Origin of the sequence: Intestinibacillus sp. Marseille-P6563 (assembly GCF_900604335.1) — a bacterium.
Classification (GTDB): Bacteria; Bacillota; Clostridia; order Oscillospirales; family Butyricicoccaceae; genus Butyricicoccus_B.
The window spans coordinates 616,886-639,000 of the sequence record NZ_UWOD01000001.1 but is presented as its reverse complement, the minus strand read 5'-3'; the positions used below and the strand labels follow the sequence as shown (position 1 = coordinate 639,000).

19 protein-coding genes and 1 other annotated feature are annotated in these 22,115 nt (G+C 53.6%); of the genes, 18 read left to right on the top strand and 1 reads right to left on the bottom strand.

What is annotated here, in order from left to right; all coding sequences use genetic code 11:
• The first annotated feature begins 32 nt into the window (after window positions 1–32).
• From EFB11_RS03365 to EFB11_RS03330, 8 genes are all read left to right on the top strand, one after another.
• Window positions 33–1,379: an ABC transporter substrate-binding protein gene (locus tag EFB11_RS03365; protein ID WP_122788927.1), complete on the top strand. Its 1,347-nt coding sequence runs from the start codon at window positions 33–35 to the stop codon at window positions 1,377–1,379.
• A gap of 127 nt (window positions 1,380–1,506) precedes the next feature.
• The gene (locus EFB11_RS03360) at window positions 1,507–2,619 is read left to right on the top strand and encodes an ABC transporter ATP-binding protein (protein WP_122788926.1); all 1,113 of its coding nucleotides are present in this window, start codon (window positions 1,507–1,509) and stop codon (window positions 2,617–2,619) included.
• Window positions 2,620–2,669: 50 nt separating this feature from the next.
• The gene (locus EFB11_RS03355; RefSeq protein ID WP_243115153.1) at window positions 2,670–3,239 is read left to right on the top strand and encodes a glycerol-3-phosphate responsive antiterminator; all 570 of its coding nucleotides are present in this window, start codon (window positions 2,670–2,672) and stop codon (window positions 3,237–3,239) included.
• A 130-nt stretch (window positions 3,240–3,369) separates the two neighbouring features.
• On the top strand, window positions 3,370–4,821 hold the full coding sequence (locus EFB11_RS03350) for an NAD(P)/FAD-dependent oxidoreductase (RefSeq protein ID WP_122788924.1): 1,452 nt from the start codon (window positions 3,370–3,372) through the stop codon (window positions 4,819–4,821).
• Entirely contained in the window at window positions 4,811–6,079 is a 1,269-nt protein-coding gene (locus EFB11_RS03345) for an NAD(P)/FAD-dependent oxidoreductase (RefSeq protein WP_122788923.1), read from the top strand. The genes EFB11_RS03350 and EFB11_RS03345 overlap by 11 nt, the downstream gene beginning before the upstream one ends.
• Window positions 6,076–6,420, top strand: a complete 345-nt coding sequence (locus EFB11_RS03340) for a DUF1667 domain-containing protein (RefSeq protein ID WP_122788922.1) — start codon at window positions 6,076–6,078, stop codon at window positions 6,418–6,420. Before EFB11_RS03345 ends, EFB11_RS03340 begins: the two co-directional genes overlap by 4 nt.
• A gap of 23 nt (window positions 6,421–6,443) precedes the next feature.
• Window positions 6,444–7,136 (top strand): MgtC/SapB family protein, encoded by a 693-nt coding sequence (locus EFB11_RS03335; RefSeq protein WP_122788921.1) that lies wholly within the window; start codon window positions 6,444–6,446, stop codon window positions 7,134–7,136.
• A 91-nt stretch (window positions 7,137–7,227) separates the two neighbouring features.
• On the top strand, window positions 7,228–7,842 hold the full coding sequence (locus EFB11_RS03330) for a YczE/YyaS/YitT family protein (RefSeq protein ID WP_122788920.1): 615 nt from the start codon (window positions 7,228–7,230) through the stop codon (window positions 7,840–7,842).
• Between the two features lie 79 nt (window positions 7,843–7,921).
• Here EFB11_RS03330 and EFB11_RS03325 read toward each other — a convergent pair whose 3' ends face one another.
• Window positions 7,922–8,440, bottom strand: coding sequence for a DUF6376 family protein (locus EFB11_RS03325; protein ID WP_122788919.1), 519 nt, complete (start codon window positions 8,438–8,440; stop codon window positions 7,922–7,924).
• Between the two features lie 381 nt (window positions 8,441–8,821).
• Here EFB11_RS03325 and EFB11_RS03320 point away from each other — a divergent pair, with 381 nt between their 5' ends.
• The 10 genes from EFB11_RS03320 (at window position 8,822) to EFB11_RS03275 (ending at window position 22,068) form a co-directional block, all read left to right on the top strand.
• Entirely contained in the window at window positions 8,822–9,673 is an 852-nt protein-coding gene (locus EFB11_RS03320) for an aminotransferase class IV (protein WP_122788918.1), read from the top strand.
• Between the two features lie 72 nt (window positions 9,674–9,745).
• Window positions 9,746–9,965, top strand: a binding site (T-box leader).
• A 66-nt stretch (window positions 9,966–10,031) separates the two neighbouring features.
• Window positions 10,032–12,665, top strand: coding sequence for a valine--tRNA ligase (locus tag EFB11_RS03315; RefSeq protein WP_122788917.1), 2,634 nt, complete (start codon window positions 10,032–10,034; stop codon window positions 12,663–12,665).
• 60 nt (window positions 12,666–12,725) lie between these two features.
• The gene (locus EFB11_RS03310; protein WP_122788916.1) at window positions 12,726–12,905 is read left to right on the top strand and encodes a hypothetical protein; all 180 of its coding nucleotides are present in this window, start codon (window positions 12,726–12,728) and stop codon (window positions 12,903–12,905) included.
• Between the two features lie 21 nt (window positions 12,906–12,926).
• On the top strand, window positions 12,927–13,358 hold the full coding sequence (locus tag EFB11_RS03305) for a hypothetical protein (protein ID WP_122788915.1): 432 nt from the start codon (window positions 12,927–12,929) through the stop codon (window positions 13,356–13,358).
• Window positions 13,355–14,602 carry a bifunctional folylpolyglutamate synthase/dihydrofolate synthase gene (locus EFB11_RS03300; protein WP_122788914.1) on the top strand — a complete coding sequence of 416 codons (1,248 nt, stop codon included), beginning with the start codon at window positions 13,355–13,357 and terminating at the stop codon, window positions 14,600–14,602. Before EFB11_RS03305 ends, EFB11_RS03300 begins: the two co-directional genes overlap by 4 nt.
• 93 nt (window positions 14,603–14,695) lie before the next feature.
• Window positions 14,696–15,025 (top strand): STAS domain-containing protein, encoded by a 330-nt coding sequence (locus EFB11_RS03295; RefSeq protein ID WP_122788913.1) that lies wholly within the window; start codon window positions 14,696–14,698, stop codon window positions 15,023–15,025.
• Complete coding sequence (gene spoIIAB / locus EFB11_RS03290) at window positions 15,019–15,468, top strand: anti-sigma F factor (protein WP_442906812.1); 450 nt, start codon at window positions 15,019–15,021, stop codon at window positions 15,466–15,468. The genes EFB11_RS03295 and spoIIAB overlap by 7 nt, the downstream gene beginning before the upstream one ends.
• Complete coding sequence (locus EFB11_RS03285) at window positions 15,465–16,172, top strand: sigma-70 family RNA polymerase sigma factor (RefSeq protein WP_122788912.1); 708 nt, start codon at window positions 15,465–15,467, stop codon at window positions 16,170–16,172. Before spoIIAB ends, EFB11_RS03285 begins: the two co-directional genes overlap by 4 nt.
• Window positions 16,173–16,551: 379 nt before the next feature.
• Window positions 16,552–19,413, top strand: coding sequence for an EAL domain-containing protein (locus EFB11_RS03280; protein WP_164706583.1), 2,862 nt, complete (start codon window positions 16,552–16,554; stop codon window positions 19,411–19,413).
• 243 nt (window positions 19,414–19,656) lie between these two features.
• Complete coding sequence (locus EFB11_RS03275; RefSeq protein WP_122788910.1) at window positions 19,657–22,068, top strand: ATP-dependent helicase; 2,412 nt, start codon at window positions 19,657–19,659, stop codon at window positions 22,066–22,068.
• Window positions 22,069–22,115 lie beyond the last annotated feature (47 nt).

Sequence of the window (22,115 nt, the reverse complement as noted above, 5' to 3'; positions counted from 1 at the left end):
GTAGATAAGAACATTGAAGGAGAGGAAAGATCATGAAAAAGTCGAAGAGAGCGTTGTCGCTGTTGGTAGCAGCAGCTATGGCAGCATCGTTGACCGCCTGCGGCGGTGGAGGCGATAAGGATTCGTCGGCCAGCGCAGAGGGTCGCACCGAAATTACCTTCTGGCATGCGATGAGCGGCCTGCAAGGGGAAGCGCTTCAGGAACTGGTAGATGATTTCAACGAATCCCAGGAAGAAGTGTTTGTAAAGGCTGAGTTCCAGGGCAACTACGACGACACCATCACCAAGCTGAAGGCTGCAATGCAGTCGGGCAATGTGCCAGATGTTTGCCAGATGTATGAAGTTGGCACGCAGTTCATGATTGACAGTGGCAGCATCATCCCGGTAGAAGATATGTTCGAAAGCACCGGCTATGATAAGAACTCGATCATGCCGCTGATCGCCAACTACTACACCGTAGAAGGCAAGCAGTACTCGATGCCGCTGAACGTTGCAGCGCCCATCCTGTACTATAATAAGGATGTCTTTGAGGAAGCTGGTCTGGACCCGAACGATCCGCCGACCACCTACGCAGAAATCCTGGAGTACTCCAAGCAGATTGTTGAATCGGGCGCAGCACCGGTTGGCTTTGCGCATCCGATTTATGGCTGGCTGTTTGAAGAGCAGCTGGTTGGCCTGGGTGCAACCTATGGCAACAACGGCAACGGCCGTGAAGACCGCCTGACGGCTGTTGATTTCGATCAGAACGGTGCAGGCGCGAAGGCACTGCAGGTATGGCTGGATCTGTACGATTCCGGTTACACCGAAAACTATGGTACTGTAACCGCAGATACCCAGACGGCGTTCTATTCTGGCCAGACGGCTATGATGACCGAGTCGGCTTCTCTGCTCAAGACTGCAAGCGAAAATGCAGCCTTTGAGATCGGCGCAGCTGCATTCCCGAAGGTAGACGAAAACAGTGAAGGCGGCGTAGCCATCGGCGGCGCATCCCTGTGGATGATGGACACCAAGGACGAAGCACGGCAGGCTGCAACCTGGAAGTTTATTGAGTACACCACCCAGCCCGAAACCCAGGCGAAGTGGAGCATGAATACCGGCTATCTGGCAACCAACCCGGCTGCTTACGAACTCGATGAGATGAAGACCTTCCTGGAAGAAAATCCGAATTTCCAGGTACCGATCGATCAGCTCAACAACTCTCCGGTCAACAACAATACGGCAGGCGTTCTGTCTGGCGTACAGACCGAATCGCGCTTGATCTTCAACGAAGTCATCCCGCAGCTGTATGAGCACAAACTGACCGTGGATGAGGCTGTAACCGAACTGGCCAAACGTGTCAACGAAGCGATCACCAACTATAATGCTTCGGTTGTTCAGTAACCAGCACAAAGACTGATTGGAAAATGCTGAGCTGCCTGCAGCCGTTGCAGACAGCTCAGCGTTTCGCTTGCTCACTGGAGAAACATTTTCAGGTGATAGAAGAACCGCACAAAGGATGTGTAAGACAATGGCGAAAATTTCTCTAAAAAATATTCAGAAGATCTATCCAGGCAATGTCAAGGTCATCGATAACCTCAACCTGGAGATTCAGGACAAAGAATTTATCGTTCTGGTAGGCCCGTCTGGCTGCGGCAAGTCCACCACCCTGCGTATGATCGCCGGTTTGGAGGAAATCTCGGGCGGCGAACTGTGGATCGGCGACCGCATGGTCAACGATGTACCGCCCAAGGAAAGAGATATTGCAATGGTATTCCAGAGCTATGCACTGTATCCGCATATGACGGTGTATAAGAACATGGAATTTGGTCTCAAGCTGCGCAAAGTGCCCAAGGATGAAATCGACCGCAAGGTCCGTGCAGCCGCAAAGATCCTGGATCTGGAACAGTATCTGGACCGTAAGCCCAAGGCTTTGTCCGGCGGCCAGCGTCAGCGTGTAGCTTTGGGACGTGCGATGGTGCGTGATCCTGCGGTGTTCCTCCTGGACGAGCCGCTCAGTAACCTGGACGCCAAGCTGCGTACCCAGATGCGTACCGAGATCACCAAACTGCACAAGCAGCTCGATACGACCTTTGTTTACGTCACCCACGACCAGACCGAAGCGATGACCATGGGCGACCGTATCGTTATCATGAAGGATGGCGAAATCCAGCAGGCCGATACCCCGCAAAACCTGTATGACTATCCGTGCAATCTGTTTGTCGCAGGGTTCATTGGTTCCCCGCAGATGAACTTTATCGATGTGACCGTACAAAAGGAAAATGGCGCATTTTCGCTGAACTTTGGTCCGTATACCATTCCGGTTCCGGATGGCAAGGCTGCACATGCCGACCTCGACCGCTATGTCGGTAAACAGGCCGTGCTGGGTATTCGTCCGGAAGATTTCCACACCGAAGAAATTTTCCAGGATGCTTCGACCGATAGCTGTGTGGATGCTGTCGTGGATATCGCGGAACTGATGGGCGCGGAAATTTATCTGTATACGCTCTGCGCAAACCAGAAGATCACCGTGCGCGCGCCAAACCGTGTACAGGCTAAGAGCGGCGATTCCATTCGTTTGGCGATCGATAAGAATAAGATCCACCTGTTTGACAAAGAAACCGAACGAGTGATTTTTAACTAAGAACGGGCCTGCACATTTCGGTCCGTATGGTAGAAAGGATGCCGATACCCATGAAAGCGTCAATCGATTTTGTAGAATTGTTAAAGCAATCCCCCATCATCACAGCAGTCAAAAATGGGGAGGAACTGGAACAAGCGCTCCAATCGGAATGTAGTATCGTTTTTCTGCTGTATGGATCTATCATGAACATTGCGGAGTTGACACAAAAGGTCACCCAAAACGGAAAGCTGCCGTTTGTCCACATGGATTTGGTGGAGGGCCTGTCTACCCGCCGGGATGTAGCTGTCGACTTTATTCACAAACAAACAGATGCTGTGGGGGTTATTTCAACCCATCAGTCGGTCATACGGTATGCCAAATCGCTTGGCATGCTGACCGTACAGCGGTTTTTTCTGCTCGATTCGCTGGCGTTTGAAAATGTCATTCGCCAATCGAGCGATGCAGATGCCGTGGATATTTTACCAGGTGCCATGCCCAAGGTGATTCGAAAGCTGGCACAAAAGATTCATCGGCCCATTATCGCAAGTGGGCTGATCGCAGACAAGGATGATATCATTTCCGCCCTGTCAGCCGGGGCGCTGGCCATATCAACAACCGATACTGAACTTTGGTTTGTCTGATCTCGCATCCGATTCCAAAAGACGTATCGTAGAAAATTACATAGTTTAGCTGAGAGTATAGAGCCGAAGCATAGAATCTACAGAGATGTAGATTATTTGCTTTGGCTTTTTTTATTGGAGGTGGGTCTCGTTGACATATGATGTGGTTGTAATTGGAGGCGGCATCATAGGAACATCCGTAGCCTATGAGCTGGGTAAGTATCAAGGAAACACTTTGCTGTTAGAACGGGAAAACGATGTCGCCATGGGCACGACGAAGGCGAACAGCGCCATTGTCCATGCCGGATACGATCCCATGCCGGGAACTTTGATGGCAAAATTGAATGTACAGGGGGCAGCCATGATGGAAGCCCGCTGTCAGGAACTGTCCGTACATTATAAGAAGATCGGTTCGCTGGTGCTGGCGCTCAGTCCGGACGATCTGCCGCGTATCCAGACGCTGTATGACCGGGGGGTACAGAATGGCGTCGAAGGGCTCGAGCTTCTGGACCGTGACCAGGTGCGCGCGATGGAGCCAAATGTATCCGATGCCGTGTGTGGTGCGCTCTATGCGCCCAGCGCGGCGATTTTGGACCCGTGGGGCCTGTGTATTGCGCAGGCCGAAACTGCGGTGCGCAATGGGGTGACTGTCAAGCTGCGGGCCAAAGTGACCGGTATCGAACAAAAGGAAGACCATCTGATCGTCCATACGACCGATGGCGACTATGCGGCGCGGTATGTGGTCAACTGTGCGGGGGCACATGCGCATGAGATCGCTGCGATGACCGATTCCGAGGTATGGAAGCCGCAGGCGACCCGCGGTGAGTATTATCTGATGGATAAGGCGAGCGGCGGTTTGGTGAACCATGTCATCTTCCAGTGCCCCAATGAACAGGGCAAGGGCGTGCTGGTTTCCCAAACCGTGCATGGCAACCTGATCGTAGGGCCCAACGCCGAAGAAGCGCCGGATGCAGATGACACCAGAACAACTGCCGCAGGGCTGCAAACCGTGGCGCAGTCGGCACGCCGCAGCGTGCCGGGCGTCGACCTCCGGCAGTGCATCCGTACCTTTGCCGGGATTCGCGCCATCACCGACCAGGCCGACTTCATCATCCGGCCGTCCAGCGATTGTCCCCGTGTGCTGCATGTGGCGGGCATCAAATCGCCCGGCCTGTCCTCGGCGCCGGCTATTGGCCTCTATGCAATGGATTTGCTCAAAGAAATGGGCCTGTCGCTCACGCCCAAGGACGCCCCCATCCTGACCCGGGAAAAATGTTATTTCCGCGATCTGTCGATGGAGGAGAAAAAGCGCGTGATCGAACAGAATCCGCGGTATGGACGCATTATTTGCCGCTGCGAGACCATCACCGAAGGGGAGATCGTGGATGCGATCCATTCGCCCATTCCGCCGTGTTCGATCGACGGCATCAAGCGCAGAGCAGGCGCAGGCATGGGACGCTGCCAAGGCGGTTTTTGCGGACCGCGCGTACTGGAGCTACTGGCGAAGGAACTGGGCATCGATCCCGCTTCCATCCCGCAGGATGGCGATGGTACACAGATCATCACAGGGCTGACGAAAGGGGCTGTGGCGCATGAAGTATGATATTGTAGTAATTGGCGGCGGTCCCGCAGGTTTGGCAGCCGCCTATGCTGCCTGGGAAAAGGGGGCACGTTCCATCTGCATCGTGGAACGCGATAAGGAGCTGGGCGGCATCCTCAATCAGTGCATTCACAATGGATTTGGCCTGCACTATTTCAAGCAGGAACTGACCGGACCGGAATATGCCGGACGGTTTATTGAGATGCTGGCTTCGACCGGCGTGGAAGTACGGCTGGATACCATGGTGCTGGAGATCACCGAACAAAAAGAAGTGCATGTCATCAGTCAGGCGCAGGGTTATGAAGTCTTGCAGGCCAAGGCGGTGATTTTGTCGATGGGCTGCCGGGAACGCACCCGCGGCGCGATCGCCATCCCGGGCACCCGTCCGGCCGGTGTGTTTACCGCGGGTACCGCTCAGCGGTATCTGAACATGGAAGGCTACATGGTCGGCAAACGGGTCGTTATTCTGGGGTCGGGTGATATTGGCCTGATTATGGCGCGCCGTATGACCTTGGAAGGGGCCAAGGTTCTGGCGTGCGTGGAAGTGATGCCTTATTCGGGCGGTCTGACCCGTAATATCGTACAGTGCTTGCAGGACTTTGATATCCCGCTGTATTTGTCGCATACCATTACCGACATTCAGGGACGTGACCGGGTCGAGCGGGTAGTGGTATCCAAGGTGGACGAAAATCGTCAGCCGGTACCGGGCACCGAAATGGTCTTTGACTGCGATACCGTTCTGCTGTCGGTCGGTCTTATTCCGGAAAACGAACTGTCCCGTTCGGCGGGCATCGAAATCGATCCGCGGACCAATGGACCGGTTGTCTACGAAAATATGGAGACTTCCATTCCGGGCATTTTTGCCTGCGGCAATGTGGTACACGTGCATGACCTGGTGGATTTTGTTACAGCAGAAAGCATGCGGGCCGGTGAAGCGGCTGCACAGTTCGTGCAGAGCACAGCTGTCGCCGCGACAGCCGATCTGCAAACCCATCCGGGCACCGGGGTGGGCTATGTCGTACCGCAAAAGGTACGTCGCCAGAATGCCCAGGAGGGCTGCTCGCTGTTCTTCCGGGTACGGGCGATTTATCGCGACGCGGTGATCGAAGTGCAGGATGCCGCAGGGCAGGAGATCGCAAAATTCCCGCGCGAACATTTGGCGCCGGGTGAAATGGAAAATGTTCGCATACCACGGGTGTTGTTGGACCGCGCACAGGGAGATTTGACGGTCTCCATTGTGCAGAAAGGGGAAGCATCATGAAAGAATTGATCTGTATTACATGCCCCAAGGGCTGTCATTTGAAAATTGATGAACAAAATGGATACAAAGTTACCGGAAATGCTTGCCCTCGGGGGGAGATTTATGGTAAAACTGAAGTATCCAATCCGGTACGCATGGTGACGAGCACCGTGCGTATCCAGGGAGCCAAGGGAAACCGGCTTTCGGTCAAGACCGACCATCCGCTGCCGAAAAAGATGATTTTCGATTGCATGAAGGCACTGGATACTGTGGTGGCAGTTGCACCCGTACGGGTGGGGGATGTGATCTTGCCGCAGGTGTGCGGCACAGATGTCAATATCGTGGCGACAAAAAGCATGTAAGATAGCCAAACGAGGGAACTTCTATGCAGAGCGTTACGATTTGGGATATTATCTTCCGCTTGTCGGCTGCCATGATCGTGGGCATCATCGTAGGGGGACAGCGTGCCAAGACTGCGCATCCGGCTGGTTTGCGCACCCATATGCTGGTGGCCTTGGGCGCTGCGGTTGTCATGATCGTGGGCAGCAAGCTTTATCAGGATACCCTGAGTTTGTATCAGGGTTCGCCGGACCCTGCCCGCTTGGGCGCGCAGGTCATTTCTGGTGTTGGTTTTCTGGGCGCTGGTACAATTTTGAAGGATGGTACCTCGGTGCGGGGGTTGACGACTGCTGCGAGCCTGTGGTCGGTCGCCTGCTTGGGGCTCGCGGCCGGAATGGGGTATTATGTGCTTTCTTTTCTGGGGAGCGGCGCAATCTTCATTACGCTGTCGGTGTTTGATTTTATTCAGAGCCGGCTGCAGCGCAGAAGAATGTTCCGTATCAACTTAAATATGGAATGTTCCGAACTGGGAAGCGGCCTGATGCAAATGGATGAGATCTGCACACAGAATCATGTCGCTATGCAGAACATCAGCTTTGGGCAGCGCAAGACGGGAAATTATTTTATCAAGCTTCGCGTGATCTTTCCGCCCCGCAGTACAGAAGATGATAAAAAGGGGTTTTTACTGCAAATTGCGCAGATCGCAACCTTTCTGAAGGTAGAGAATCAAGAGGAATAAAAAACATGCATTTGCATGGTGGAGTTGGGCTGGGAAACGTATGAGGGAACAAGTGACATCGCAAGTAAATCTTTGGATTAGACGGCTGTCTATGCTTTTGATCGGCATTGCTGTGACCGAGTTTGGAAGTCAGCTTTTTGTGGCGCTGCATGTGGGGGCGGACCCCTTTATGATCTTGGTGCAGGGCATATCGCGGCAAACCGGTTTTAGTTATGGACAGTCGAGTACCTTGCTGATGCTCATTTGTCTGGCCATCATCTTTTTTGTCGATCGGCGGCGAATCTATGCCGGAACGGTGTTTTGCATTTTCTGCTTGGGACCGCTTGTCGATTTCTATGCCTTTCTGTTCAGTCAGATCATCCCGCAGCAGCGCAGCCTGTGGCTAACAGCTCTGCTGGTAGCGACCGGGTGCATCATTGTATCGATCGGCATGGGCATCTCGGTCCGGTCAGAAGCAGGCGCCTGTTCCAATGATTTGATTCCGGTCATTGCGCATGAAAAGTTTCCGGCCTTGCAGCTGCGCTGGTGCCGGATGCTGTTTGACGGCCTTTGCATTTTCGGAGGGTTTTTCCTGGGCGGCACGCTGGGCATCGGTACCGTGATCGCTTTGACGTTATATGGCCCAGGTCTGCAATTCTTCTTGCCGGTTGCGGGGAAAATTGCAGCATGGCTGCATCTGCCTTCGAGTTTGCTGGATGAAATGTAACTCATGCAGAGCATCGCTTAGGAACAATAAAAAAACGACCCGGCACCTTGAGCGTGCTGGGTCGTTTCTTATGTATTTTTTAGGATTCGGTCGAAACCAGCATAGCCGAGCCTTCTGCCAGGTCGTTGATCGCAGTGGTCATCTGCTCCTGCATCTTGGTGGTAGCTTCGTTCAGCTTAGTTGTATCGGTTTCACCGAGCATGCTTGCAGCGGTATCCAGGTAGTCGATCATTGCCTGGCAACCGGACTTCATCTTTTCATGTGCGTCGGCATAGGATTCCGGCGGTGTCACATTCATGAAGTCCTGCAGCGGCTGCTTCATGCTGTCGAGTAGTTCCTTAGCAGCATCCACATCGGTTGCATCAATGCCATTGGCATCTTCCTGGATCTGCGACATTTCTTCCCCAAGCTTTGTCACAGCATCCTGATATTCCTGTTCGGTCAGAGCAGCGGGCGTAGAAGAAGCTGCTGCCGAAGAAGCAGAGGCCTTGCCGCCGTCGGTTGCTGCGTTGTCCCCACCGCATGCAGTCAACGACACGGTCAGCGCCAGAGCGGCCAAGAGAGCCAGGACACGTCGACGAGAATGGTTGATTTTCATTTTTTATCCCCTTTCATGAAACTGTCCAAAACCTGGATAAGTTTCTAGTGATACCTTTAGTATAGTAAAAAATGAAAAAAAGTCAACAACATTTTAACTAAAATACCGGAAGCATGAACTGGAAATCATAGAGAATCACTTGGAATATCGGTGAATATTGTTACAAAAACCGAGAGAAATAGAAAAAATATAGGACGTAATCGAAACGAAGAATTCCATAGAAAAAAGCCTAAAAATTTTGACCGAACACGAAAAATTAGTGGTGGCAAACCGAATGTGTCCTCGATAAGTTTGGGTGCTTGACGAAGTTTCGGATGCCGTAGTATGATACAGACAGAAGAAGATTTCCACCGACGCAGAAGAGAGAAAGAGGCGAAGGATATGCAAAATATTGGTTACTATAACGGGCAGATTGCCCCTCTGGAAGAGCTCATGATTCCGGCGCTGGACCGCGCAGTCTACTTTGGTGATGGCTGCTATGAAGCGTTGTATTTGGTCAACGGTGTGCTATTCGCACTCGAGGAGCATCTGGACCGCTTTTATAACTCCTGCCGTCTGCTCAAGCTGCCGTTCCACCTGACGCGGGAAGAGCTCAAGGCCGAGCTGCAAAAGGTGGTCGACCAGACCGACCCAGATTTTGCCGGGCTGCTGTACTGGCAGGCGTCGCGTGGCACGTACTACCGCGGTCACGCCTTTCCGCCTGCGGACGTCAAACCCAATCTGCTCATGTTCGTGCGGCCGTGTCCGCTCGACCCGTTCCACAAGCGGCTCAAGCTCATTTCGCTCGAGGACACCCGTTTCCTGCACTGCAACATTAAGACCCTCAATCTGCTGCCCAGCGTCATGGCCAATCAGGAAGCCCATGCGCGTGGCTGTGACGAGGCAGTGCTGCACCGCGGCTCGCGTGTGACCGAAGGGTCGCACTCCAACATCCTCATCTTGCAGGGCGGCACGCTGCGCACGGCGCCCACCGATGAACTCATCCTGCCGGGCATCACGCGCAAGCACCTGCTCGAACTGGCGCAGGAGAACGGTATCCCGACTTCTGAGCAGCCGTTTACCATGGTCGAACTGATGAACGCCGACGAGATTATTGTGTCGAGTTCGGGCACGCTGTGCGCTCCGGTTGGGGAAATCGACGGTATCCCGGTCGGCGGCAAGGACCCGGAGAACCTCGACAAGCTGCAAAAGGCCTATGAGCACAAATTCCTGGTCGAAACCAAGCAGATTTGAGAAAAATTTCGCCCCGTTCTTGACAAAAGGAGTAGAAATCCGTATAATAAAAAGGATTTCACAGAGAATATCATAAAGGCGATGAAAAAGAGGAGTATCCCTGCGTTTGTTCGCAAGAGAGAAGGCGGTTGGTGTGAGCCTTCGTTCGGCTGGGGAGAAGGTAGCTTTGGAGCCGGTGCGCTGAACATTAGGTAAGCGTACCCGTTACCGCCCGCGTTAGGGGCGCCAAGTGCGCAGGGACTTTCCTGCGAATTTAGGTGGTACCACGGAAGCAAAAGCCTTCGTCCTAAAGTTTTGGGACGAAGGCTTTTTTCATTTCAGTCAAACCAAATTTTCGATAAAGGAGCGTATTGCGTTTATGAGCGAACTGCCAAAGACGTATGACCCGTCTGCGGTCGAAGAAAAGCTGTACAAGTTCTGGAACGACAGCGGCTTCTTCGGCGCAGAGGTCGATGAAACCAAGAAACCGTTTACCATTGTTATCCCGCCCCCGAATGTTACCGGCCAGCTGCACATGGGCCATGCCTTTGACGAAACCTTGCAGGACATCCTGATCCGTTTCAAGCGCATGCAGGGCTATTCGGCGCTGTGGATGCCGGGCACCGACCACGCAGGCATTGCGACCCAGATCAAGGTCGAGGAAAACCTGCGCAAGGAAGAGGGCCTGACCCGCTACGACCTGGGCCGTGAGAAGTTCCTCGAGCGCGTGTGGGACTGGAAGCACCAGTACGGCAGCCGCATCATCGAGCAGCTCAAGAAGCTGGGCTCGTCGTGCGACTGGCGCCGTGAGCGTTTCACCATGGACGAAGGCTGCTCCAAGGCGGTCAAGGAAGTCTTTGTAAACCTGTATGAAAAGGGCCTCATTTACAAGGGCCATCGCATCATCAACTGGTGCCCGCACTGTGCGACCGCGCTGTCGGATGCTGAGGTCGAATATGAAACCCAGCCGGGCAAGCTGTGGCACATCCGCTACCCGCTGGCAGACGGTTCGGGCGAACTGGTCGTTGCGACCACCCGTCCGGAAACCTTTATGGGCGATACCGGTGTGGCTGTCAACCCGAACGACGAGCGCTACAAGCACTTGATTGGCAAGACCTGCATCCTGCCGATCATGAACCGCGAAATCCCGATCTTCGGCGATGAATACGTCGACATGGAATTCGGTACCGGTTGTGTGAAGGTCACCCCGTGCCACGACCCGAACGACTTCGAGATGGGTCAGCGTCATAACCTCGAGCAGATTCTCGTATTCAACGAGGATGCGACTGTCAACGAGAACGGCGGCAAGTACCAGGGCATGGACCGTTACGAGTGCCGCAAGGCGGTCATCCAGGACCTCGAAGAGGGCGGCTATCTGGTCAAGACTGAGGACCACGAGCACAACGTCGGCACCTGCTACCGCTGCGGTACGACCGTAGAGCCGATGACCTCGGCGCAGTGGTTCGTCAAGATGGCGCCGCTGGCAAAGCCCGCAATGGAAGTCGTCAAGGACGGCCGGGTCAAGTTTGTGCCCGAGCGCTTCTCCAAGACCTATCTGCGCTGGATGGAGAATGTACACGACTGGTGCATCTCCCGTCAGCTGTGGTGGGGCCATCGGATCCCGGCGTACTATTGCGACGACTGCGGCGAAATGACCGTATCGCGCACCGATGTGACCGTCTGCCCCAAGTGCGGCGGTACTCATATGCGTCAGGAAGAGGACGTACTCGATACCTGGTTCTCGTCGGCGCTGTGGCCGTTCTCTACGCTCGGCTGGCCGGACAAGACCCCGGAACTCGACTATTTCTATCCCACCAGCGTGCTGGTCACCGGCTATGACATCATCTTCTTCTGGGTTGCCCGCATGATCTTCTCCGGCCTGGAGCAGATGCATGAGGAACCGTTCAAGACCGTGTATATCCATGGTCTGGTGCGCGACGCGCAGGGCCGCAAGATGAGCAAGTCTCTTGGCAATGGCATCGACCCGCTGGAGATTATCGACCAGTACGGCGCCGACGCGCTGCGCTTTACGCTGGTCACCGGCAACTCACCCGGCAACGATATGCGCTTCTCGACCGAGAAGGTGGAGTCCAGCCGCAATTTTGCCAACAAGATCTGGAATGCGTCCCGCTTCATCCAGATGAACCTGACCATCGACAAGGCCGAGCTGCCCGAAAACCTGGCGCTTGAGGACAAGTGGATTCTGTCCAAGTACAACGACCTGGTTGCTGCTGTCACCGAGAACATCGATAAGTACGAACTCGGTCTGGCGGTCCAGAAGCTGTATGACTTTATCTGGGATAACTTCTGCGATTGGTATATCGAGATTGTCAAGCCGCGTCTGCAAAACAAGGACGACAAGGCGTCCAACGAGAGCGCCCAGAAGGTGCTGTGCTATGTCCTGTCGCACACCATGCAGCTGCTGCATCCGTTCATGCCGTTCATCACCGAAACCATCTGGCAGGCGCTGCCGCATGAGGGCGAATCGGTCATGGTATCCAAGTGGCCGGAGTATGATGAAAAGCTGCACTTTGCTACCGAGGCCGATCAGGTAGAAACTATGATGGACACTATCCGCGCTATCCGTGCCCGCCGTGCCGAGATGAACGTGCCGCCGTCCAAGAAGGCACAGGTCATCCTGTTGACCGACGACCGTGCGGCGTATGAGGCTGGTTCGCTGTTCTTTGCCAAGCTGGCCTATGCGTCCGACATCGAATTTGTCGATGCAACGCCGGCAAATGTGGATTCCATGGTTTCCGTAGTCACCAAGGGTGCGCAGGTCTACATGCCCATGGGCGAACTGGTAGACTTTGAAAAGGAACGTGCTCGCCTGACCAAGGAAAAGGCCAAGGTACAGAAGGATATCGACTTTGTCATGAAGAAACTGAACAATCCGGGCTTTGTCAATAAGGCGCCCGAAGCTGTCATCGCGCAGGAGCGCGAAAAGGCAGCCAAGTATCAGGAACTGATGGACAAACTCGACGCCAGCCTGGCTGCACTGCCGCAAGGCTAAGATAGAAAAGGGGAAGGACTCGCGTTCTTCCCCTTTCGTGTCATAAAAGGAGGCATGAAGATGAAATGTTTACGTTGCCAGGCCCTGCTGCACTATATGGGGACCGAAAAATTGCAGCTCGGTCAAACCGGCTTTTTGCTGGGCAGTCTGCCCAACCTGTTTGCCGGTTCTTTGACCGTGCAGATTTATGTCTGCAAGAATTGCGGGAAGATGGAATTCTTCTGCGATTCGACCGATTGAGCGATCAAGTAGGAGGAAACCATGGAACACACCTATTTATTCCAATCAGCGCGTTGGCGCGCCGAAGGGGTCTACCATACCAAGGACGGCCAAACGGTGCCGCTGACGGGGGAAACGACGCTGTCGCGTACGTCCGACACTTGGACGCTGACCGGCTTTCTGGATGTGGCGCTCACGCCGCCGGCGCGGTTTGAGAACACCTACACGATCTCGCTGACCGACAACCCGGCCGAACTGCGCTGGACGTCGGTCAATCCGGCTCTGGGGACGCTCGAAGGCCGGTTTACCGTCTTACCGGGCATCATCACGTCGGCATACATGGCAGCAGATGGCGTGCACAGCGGCAGCGAAATGATGATGCAGGTCAGTGAGAGCGAATACAAAATGCAGGGCGTTCTCAATGAGAATGGCGACCCGCAGGACTGGTGGGAAGGGCGGCTGGTGCGCGTATGACCGTCATCGACCGAATCCATGCCCATGGCCGCTTTTCGGGCAAGCCAGGTCTGCACCGCATCCGTGCCCTGTGCGCCGCCTTGGGGAATCCACAAAAGGGACTCAAGTTTGTCCACCTCGCGGGCACCAATGGCAAGGGCAGTACAGCGGCGATGCTGGCGGCTGTGTTGCAGCAGGCCGGGTATCGCACCGGACTGTTTACGTCGCCTTTTCTCGTGACCTTCCACGAACGTATCCAGATAAATGGACAGATGGTTTCGGACGCCGATTTGCAGCGTCTGGCTGATCGGGTCGAGCAGGCCGAACGCACGTTGACCTTACCCGCAGGCGAGTGCATCGGCGAGTTTGAATTTGTCACCGCGCTGGGGTTTCTGTACTTTGCCGAGCAGGGCTGCGACATCGTGGTGCTGGAAACCGGGCTGGGCGGTTCGTTCGATGCGACCAATGTGATCGACCCGCCTGAGGTCGCGGTACTGACATCAATCTCCCTCGACCACACAGCAGTCTTGGGACGCACGACCGGTGAGATTGCCCGCACCAAAGCCGGCATCTTCAAGCCGGGCAGTGCGGCCGTCTGTGCGTCGGGACAACCGGAGGATGCGATGACGGTCATCCGGTCGGTGCGGCCGGACGTACAGGTGCCCGGTCCGGCCGAGTCGATTCGGTATGATTGGACGGGGGTCCACTTCTGTTGGCAGGGGAAACCCTATGATGTACCGCTCATCGGGCCGCATCAGGTGCAGAACGCCTGCACCGCTTTGCAGGCCATCGACGCGCTGCGCAGCCGGGGATGGACGCTGCCGTCCGAGGTGGTTGCCGTCGGTTTGGCTCATGCCTTTCTACCGGGACGTATGCAGATTTTACGCAAAAATCCACATATTTTAGTGGATGGTGGCCATAATATCGGGGGTGTAAAGGCGATTCGCTCTACGGTGGATGCCTTGCCATTTGATGGCCGTCTGCTGCTGGTAATCGGCATGGTGGCCGATAAAGATGTAAAGGCATGTGCCAGTATTTTGGCCGATGTGGGGGATGCGGTCTTTGCCACCCAGCCAGACAGCGAGCGGGCGCTGCCGGCGGCCGAATTGGCCACGCTGCTGCCCGCGGCAAAGGTGCAGGGCACCTTTGTCCATGCGGCAGATGCCCTGCGGGCTGTCCTGGCAGCCGCGCAGCCAACCGATACGATTTTGATTTGCGGGTCGCTGTACCTGGTGGGCGAAGCCGAGAAATTTTTTGCATCCTGACAGGATGCGGCAAAAACAGAATGTAAGTTATTGTAAAATGAGCCTGTAACTTTGGTTGCAGGCTCTTTTTGTATCTAAAAATGAGGTGAGAATATGCAGATCACACACGAGCGGGTGGGCGATAGCATCGTGGTGCATATCCAGGACGAGATGGGGCATCACGAAGCGCGGCGCATTTTAGATTATCTGGAAAATATCGTGGTGCTTTATCCGGTCGAGCCAGTGGTGCTCGACCTATCGGGCTTGACGTTCATGGATTCCTCCGGGCTGGCGGTGGCGATGAACCTGCATCGCGCCCTGGCGCGCACCGGACGCAGCTTGGTTATCCGCGGGACACCACCGCAGGCCATGCGGGTGTTCCGGGCTGCCGGGCTGCCGCACCGGATGACGTTCGTGGACGAGAAAGGGGAAAAACAATGTTGAACGTAATCAATAAAATGTCCATCAAACTGGAAAGCCGGTCGGTCAATGAAGGCTTTGCCCGGCAGACAGTTGCGGCCTTTATCGCCCAGCTCGACCCTACCATGGAGGAATTGGGCGACATCAAGACCGTGGTGTCCGAAGCGGTCACCAATGCCATCGTGCACGGTTACCGTGACCGGCTGGGCTACATAACCGTTTCGGTTCGCCTGTTTGAAAATCGATCGGCGGAGATCAAGGTCAAAGATGCAGGCTGCGGCATTCCGGACATCGAGCAGGCCCGCCAGCCCATGTTCACCACAGGGGATGAGCAGCGCTCGGGCATGGGCTTTACCATTATGGAGAGTTTTACCGATAAACTGCGGGTGCGTTCGACCGTGGGCAAGGGGACGATTGTCACGCTGGTTAAGACCATCCATGGCCGCCGGACGGAGGAGGGGCAGTGACCGACAATTTAGAGCTCATCCGGCGGGCCCAGGCGGGGGACAAGGAAGCGGACGCCGCGCTGGTGGAGCACAACAATGGCCTGATTTGGTCGATTGTGCGGCGGTATGTCGGACGAGGTGTTGAACAGGACGATCTATACCAGCTTGCCTGTTTGGGGTTCCTCAAGGCAGTCCGCGGATTTGATGGCGACTACGGGACTCAATTTTCTACCTATGCCGTGCCTAAGATCGCGGGGGAAATCCGGCGCTTTCTGCGTGATGACGGTACGGTCAAGGTCAGCCGTTCAGTCAAGGAACAAGCGGTGCGTCTGCGGCAACTGCAAAGCCGGATGGAAACCGAACTGGGGCGAGAAGTCACGGTATCTGAGTTGGCCGAAGCGGCTGGGGTTTCGGTGGAAGAGGTGGCCATGTGCGAACAGGCGACTCAGTCGGCCGATTCACTGCAACGCGAAGTCGGGGAAGATGGTTCCGCACTTGGGGAATTGCTGGGCGATGACGGCATCGAAGAACAGGTGACCACAAAGCTCGCGTTGCGGGAAGCTATGGCCGCACTTCCAGAACGGGAAGCACGGGTGATTGCGTTACGGTATGGACGGTGCTTGACCCAGCAGCAATGCGCACGGATTCTAGGTGTATCCCAGGTGCAGGTGTCTCGGCTGGAACGGAGGGCGGTTGAGCGGATGCGGGAACAGCTCTTGCCATAGAAAAGCGAATGCAGATTGCATTCGCTTTTTTGTCCGTATTTTGATATTCCATATGTTGGATAAAGCATGGCAGCTTTTCCATCCTGGGTACCGTGCGCATGCTTGACATGGAATTTCAAATGTAGTAAAATTATAGAAACATAGATGGACAGCTTTATAGCTGAAAATCAAAACATCTTTCTTAGAACATAGCGAAAATCCTTTTGTTTTGGACAATACAGCGAGATGAGTCTACGTCTGCAAGACTGCGAATCGGTTGTGCCCATGCTCGGCTTCTCTGGCTTGTTCCTAACAGTATAAATGGTATTTGCAGCTATGTTTTTTTGTTGTTTTGAACTGGGTGACAATTCTTAAAAAAAGAGATCGAGAGATGTGGCCTATGAAATGTTTAAAAATGCTGGCGATGCTGGCAGTCGGTATCGTGTTGCTCTGTAATTTGGTTGCCGCCGAGGCGAAAGAATCTTCGGATTCGGTTGTGCGCGTGGGGTTGCCGATTCAGGGCGATATTTCGTATATCGATGAAAATGGGGAATATGCGGGATATATGGTGGATTATCTCAATCAGCTTGTCTTGTTTACCGATTGGGAGATCGAGTATGTCCAGGCGGAAGGGGATGTGAATCAGCAATTATCCACCCTGTTGACGCAGCTGGAAAATGGTGAAATCGATATGATGGGCACCATGAACCGCAATGATGACTTGGAAAAGAAATATCTTTATCCCAGTCACAGTTATGGGTCGACTTATACGGTTTTGGCAGTGCCAGACGATTCCCGTTATATTGCGGACAACTTCAATGCCTGGGATGGGATAACCGTTGCAACCTATCCGGGAATGGCGGCGCGGATGGAGCTTTTTGAACAGTATGCACAGGTCAATGGTTTTACCTACGAAGTGGTCGATTGCCAAACACACCAAGAAGTGATGGAAGCGGTCAGGAGTGGACGAGCGGACGCGACGCTGCAGGTCGATATTTCGCTGCCGGATGGGTTGAGAAGTATCGGGTATTTTTCGCCGACGCCCTACTATTTTGCGTTGTCTCCGACGCGGCAGGATTTGCTTCCGGAGCTGAATTCTGCGCTGGAAATCGTGTCGGCTTCTTATGGCAATCTGGAGCACGAACTGTATGAACGCTATTTTCTGGACTCCGACATTTTTCGAGCTTCGGAAGAGGAATTGGAATATATTCAGTCGCTGGGAACGGTCCGTGTGTTGTTTTTTACCGGAAATGCACCGTTTCAGTACATAAAAAATAACCATCTGCAGGGATTTGCCGTAGAGTATTTTGATGACTTTGCGAAGAGCATCGACTTGCAATACGAAGCCATAATCGAGGATGACCTGGAGGATGCGGTCGAACTGGTTAACGAGCAGAAAGTGGATTTGATCGCGTGCATTGCAACCGATTCTGCGCTATCCTACGAGAACGGCATTCGGCTATCTCTTCCATACTTCCATAGTTATGCCATTCGCACGTATTCGATCGAACATGATCCAAAGGAAGGGCATACCCTGGCATTGGATATGAACACAGAAGAGGCCTTGGAGCATGTACTATCGGATGACGACTGCAGCATCTGGATGGATCGTTATTCCTTGAACTATTATCTTCGGAAACGGGTCATTTATGATGATGTGGTGACCGACTGGGCGAGCGCGAAAGAATTTTCTTATGCGGTTGCGGTGACAGATGCCCTGCCCGGTGCGGATACCATGCTTTCGCTTTTGAATCAGTTTTCCAGTTCCATCAGTGACCAGGATACACAGGCCCGCTTATCTACCTATCTTTTGGACAACATACAGTATACACTCAAAGAATGGATTCGGGTAAATCGGGCGGCCATTCTTGTGGTTGCCATCAGTCTCATTTTGCTGATTGGTGCATTTGCGTTTTACAATTACCACAGAAAGATGGCGTATAAGACCCTGGTCAATGAAAATAAAATATTGCAGCTTTCCATCTATGATGAAATGACCGGTGCATACAATCGCACGTATTTTTGTAAGCTGCTCGAACAAAAAATGGAGCAGCATGTGCCGGGGGCAATCATTGCCTTTAATATCTGCAATTTTAAGTACATCAATGATACCTATGGGACCCAGAGAGCCGATCAGCTTCTTTGTAGGTTTAAGGAGATTTTAGAAGCTAATCTGGGCGAAGGCGAATTTATCTGCCGTCCCACGACCGATTGTTTTTATCTTTTGGTTTCACAATATCAGGCAGAGGATATCAATCGTCGGGTGGACCAACTGCAATCGCAGCTCAAAAAAATGGCAGAGAATTTGTTAGACGGCTATCGAATTTCCATTTACTGCGGCGCCGTTTCTTCTGTGATGTCGCTTGAGTTGTCCAACGCCCAGGCGGGACTCAATGGCCTTGTCGTAGCATTGGCCCATGCCAAGCAGAACGGTGGTTCTCATGTCTGCATGTATGATGATTCCATGCATGAGGAGGAGAAACTGCGGCAATACATTGAAGCCAATATGCACCGGGCTTTGGAGGATGAGGAATATCAAGTTTATCTGCAGCCGAAAATGAATCTGCATACCGGTCAAATCGATAGCGCAGAAGCTCTTGTGCGCTGGCAGACCAAAGAGCGCGGCCAGCTTTATCCCAATCAGTTCATCCCATTGTTTGAGCAGAACGGATTCTGCAAGAATTTGGATCTCTATATGGTGGAGAAAGTATGCCAGATTTTAAGAAATTGGATGGACAAAGGGTATCCGCCTATAAAGATCTCGGTCAATCAGACGAGATCGCTCTTTGTCAGCGAGGATTATGTCGAGAAGCTCCAGGAGATGACAGCGCGCTATCAGGTACCGCCTCGATATATCATCCTGGAGATTTTGGAAGGCCTGGTTTTTGAAAATATCGAGGAATTGAATGATACCATTGCGCAGCTGAGTCACGCGGGTTTCCGGGTGTCGATGGATGACTTTGGTTCCGGGTATTCTTCGCTCAACACCCTCGGTAAACTTCATATCGACCAAATCAAATTGGATCGTATGTTCCTGATGGATTTGAAAAAGGAACAGAGAAGTTCGCAATATGAAGTTATGCTTTTGATTTTTGAAATGGCAAAGAAATTAGGCATTGAAACCGTGACAGAGGGCGTTGAAACAAAGGAGGATGAGGCCTTCATCCGCTCGATGGGGTGCGATTACGGGCAAGGCTATTATTATGGCAAGCCGGTCCCGACGAGTGCGTTTCGCCGTACTTTTTTAGAGCGAGGCGAGTAACACCGTAGCCAACAACTCAATCATGTCAGACGGCAGGCCGGAGAAAACGGGCCTGCCGTTTGTTTGTTGGATGCGTTTGCAGCCATTTCGTGATGCGTCGGGAAGAATTATAAAATCGAACATCTGTTTTACAAGACTTGCGCCGGCAAGTGCGGCTATGGTATAATAGCCGCATAGCGGTTTGGATACCGCTTCTATTATATTGGTGCTTTGGCGAGCAAAACGAGAAAAAGGAATGAAACCATGGAACTAACCAAATTCGATATACAATATGCCTCCATCCGGCGGGCGATCATTGAGCAGCGATTTGCACATCTCAATGAGATGCAGCGCGAAGCGGTCTTACAGACCGAAGGACCGCTTTTGATCTTGGCGGGTGCAGGCAGCGGCAAGACGACCGTGCTGATCCAGCGCATTATCAACATCCTGCGCTTTGGTCGGGGAGCACAGTGTGAATATGCACCCTCGAACGCGACACCGGATGATTTGCGCTTCTTACTGGATTATCTGAATGATCCCAAGCCCGAATGCGAACAGCGCGCCGAATGGCTGTGCGCCGTGGAACCGGCCCGGCCGTGGGAAGTGATTGCCATCACCTTTACCAACAAGGCTGCGCGTGAACTGAAAGAACGTCTGGTACGAGCCGTGGGGGAGCAGGACGCGGACGCGATTTGGGCGTATACCTTCCACACCGCCTGCTTGCGCATTCTCCGCCGCGACATTGAGCGGCTCGGGTATGATAAGAGCTTCACCATCTACGATGAGGACGATAAAAAGCGAGTGATGGTAGACATTCTGCGCAGCTTAAAGCTGGACGAAAAGGTTTTCGATGCGCGGGCGGTCATGAACACCATTTCGCGTGCCAAGGATAATCTGATTTCTCCCAAGGCCTATGCCGCCGAGGTGAAGGATGACTACTATAAGGGCAAGATTGCTGAGATCTATACGCTCTATCAAAAAGCGCTCAAAAATGCCAATGCGCTGGACTTTGACGATATCATTTTCAAGACCGTTCAGCTGCTGCGGCAGAATGAGGATGTGCTGTCCTATTATCAGGACAAGTTCCGTTATGTGCTAGTCGACGAATATCAGGACACCAACCATGCGCAGTATGTGCTTACCAGCCTGCTGGCTGGTGGGCATCATAACATCTGTGTCGTAGGCGACGACGATCAGAGTATCTATAAATTCCGCGGCGCAACCATCGCTAACATTTTGGAATTTGAACACCAGTACCAGAACGCGCGCACCATCCGTCTGGAACAGAACTACCGTTCGACCGATACGATTTTGTGTGCGGCCAATGAGATCATCCGCCACAACCAGTACCGCAAGGGCAAAGAGCTGTGGACCGAAAAGGCGGGCGGCGCGAAAATCCGTCTGCACCGTTCGGATACGCAGGAAAGCGAAGCGGCTTATATTGCCGACTGCATCGTGGAAGGTGTGTCAAAGGGCAAAAAGTGGAGCGATTTCGCGGTGCTGTATCGCAACAACGTGCTTTCCAACAACATCGAAGGCGCATTCCGTCGCAACTCCATCCCGTACCGGATTTATAAGGGTCGTGACTTCTTCTCGCGCGCGGAGATTCGTGACATGTTCGCCTATCTCTGGATCATTGAAAATCCGTCGGACACTCTGCGGCTCAAGCGCATCATCAACGTACCGGCGCGCAAGATTGGCGACCGTTCGGTCGAACTGGCCGAGCAGGAAGCAGCCGCCAACGGACTGGAACTGCATGAAGTCGTCCGAAATGCCAGCCGGTTCCCGGCGCTGTCCCGCGGCGCGGGCGCGATGGAGAAATTCGGCCGGATGATCGACAATCTCCGGCAGCAGCAAGAATTTTTGACTTTGCCGGAATTGTATGATGAACTCCTCGAGCAGACTGGCTATTTGGCCGCTCTGGAAGCCAAGGGCGATATGGAGTCGCGCGGCCGGGCCGAAAATATTATGGAACTCAAGTCCAACCTGGTCGAATATCAGGAAAAGGCCGAAGAGCCGTCGCTCGCTGGTTTCCTGGAGGAGATGGCGCTGTATACCGACGCCGACCACACCGACGAAAACGAGGACGCCGTGCTGCTGATGACCATGCACTCGGCCAAGGGCTTGGAATTCCCCAATGTATTTTTGTGCGGTATGGAGGATGGTCTGTTCCCGTCGATGCGGGCCGAAGCAGATGATGAAACTTTGGAGGAAGAACGGCGCTTGTGCTATGTTGCCGTGACGCGCGCCAAGGAGCAGCTGTATCTGACCTGTGCCGAGCGGCGCATGCTCTATGGCCGGACTCAGTATTCCAAACCGTCCCGTTTTCTCGAAGAAATCCCGAAGGATTTGATTGACTCCAATATTTCCGAGCGGGCGCAGGCCCAGCGCAACGCGATGGAAGAACAGGAGCGGACCTATCAAAAGCGGGCAGCCTTTTCGGTCAGTCAGGCGTATCGCACGGCTGCGGCAGCTGAGCGAAAAGCAGCCCAGGCAGCGGGTGCGGCGCCGTCGTTCAAACCGGGCGATCGGGTACGGCACAAGGCCTTTGGCGAGGGTATGGTGCTATCGGTCAAGCCTATGGGTGGCGACGAATTGCTGGAAATCGCCTTCGATACCAAGGGCACCAAACGACTGATGGCCAAGAGCGCCATGCAGTTTATGACACGAATTTAAGGTAAAGAACCCCCAGATTTTATCTGGGGGTTTTTGTTATAAACAAT

What these genes read in the sequence shown, in the direction of transcription:
- EFB11_RS03300 (WP_122788914.1), top strand. Translation starts at nt 13,355, where the DNA reads ATGACCGTCATCGACCGAATCCATGCCCATGGCCGCTTTTCGGGCAAG.
- spoIIAB (WP_442906812.1), top strand. Translation starts at nt 15,019, where the DNA reads ATGTTGAACGTAATCAATAAAATGTCCATCAAACTGGAAAGCCGGTCG.
- EFB11_RS03280 (WP_164706583.1), top strand. Translation starts at nt 16,552, where the DNA reads ATGAAATGTTTAAAAATGCTGGCGATGCTGGCAGTCGGTATCGTGTTG.
- EFB11_RS03345 (WP_122788923.1), top strand. Translation starts at nt 4,811, where the DNA reads ATGAAGTATGATATTGTAGTAATTGGCGGCGGTCCCGCAGGTTTGGCA.
- EFB11_RS03355 (WP_243115153.1), top strand. Translation starts at nt 2,670, where the DNA reads ATGAAAGCGTCAATCGATTTTGTAGAATTGTTAAAGCAATCCCCCATC.
- EFB11_RS03305 (WP_122788915.1), top strand. Translation starts at nt 12,927, where the DNA reads ATGGAACACACCTATTTATTCCAATCAGCGCGTTGGCGCGCCGAAGGG.
- EFB11_RS03275 (WP_122788910.1), top strand. Translation starts at nt 19,657, where the DNA reads ATGGAACTAACCAAATTCGATATACAATATGCCTCCATCCGGCGGGCG.
- EFB11_RS03325 (WP_122788919.1), bottom strand. Translation starts at nt 8,440, where the DNA reads ATGAAAATCAACCATTCTCGTCGACGTGTCCTGGCTCTCTTGGCCGCT.
- EFB11_RS03295 (WP_122788913.1), top strand. Translation starts at nt 14,696, where the DNA reads ATGCAGATCACACACGAGCGGGTGGGCGATAGCATCGTGGTGCATATC.
- EFB11_RS03330 (WP_122788920.1), top strand. Translation starts at nt 7,228, where the DNA reads ATGCTTTTGATCGGCATTGCTGTGACCGAGTTTGGAAGTCAGCTTTTT.
- EFB11_RS03365 (WP_122788927.1), top strand. Translation starts at nt 33, where the DNA reads ATGAAAAAGTCGAAGAGAGCGTTGTCGCTGTTGGTAGCAGCAGCTATG.
- EFB11_RS03310 (WP_122788916.1), top strand. Translation starts at nt 12,726, where the DNA reads ATGAAATGTTTACGTTGCCAGGCCCTGCTGCACTATATGGGGACCGAA.
- EFB11_RS03320 (WP_122788918.1), top strand. Translation starts at nt 8,822, where the DNA reads ATGCAAAATATTGGTTACTATAACGGGCAGATTGCCCCTCTGGAAGAG.
- EFB11_RS03360 (WP_122788926.1), top strand. Translation starts at nt 1,507, where the DNA reads ATGGCGAAAATTTCTCTAAAAAATATTCAGAAGATCTATCCAGGCAAT.
- EFB11_RS03315 (WP_122788917.1), top strand. Translation starts at nt 10,032, where the DNA reads ATGAGCGAACTGCCAAAGACGTATGACCCGTCTGCGGTCGAAGAAAAG.
- EFB11_RS03335 (WP_122788921.1), top strand. Translation starts at nt 6,444, where the DNA reads ATGCAGAGCGTTACGATTTGGGATATTATCTTCCGCTTGTCGGCTGCC.
- EFB11_RS03340 (WP_122788922.1), top strand. Translation starts at nt 6,076, where the DNA reads ATGAAAGAATTGATCTGTATTACATGCCCCAAGGGCTGTCATTTGAAA.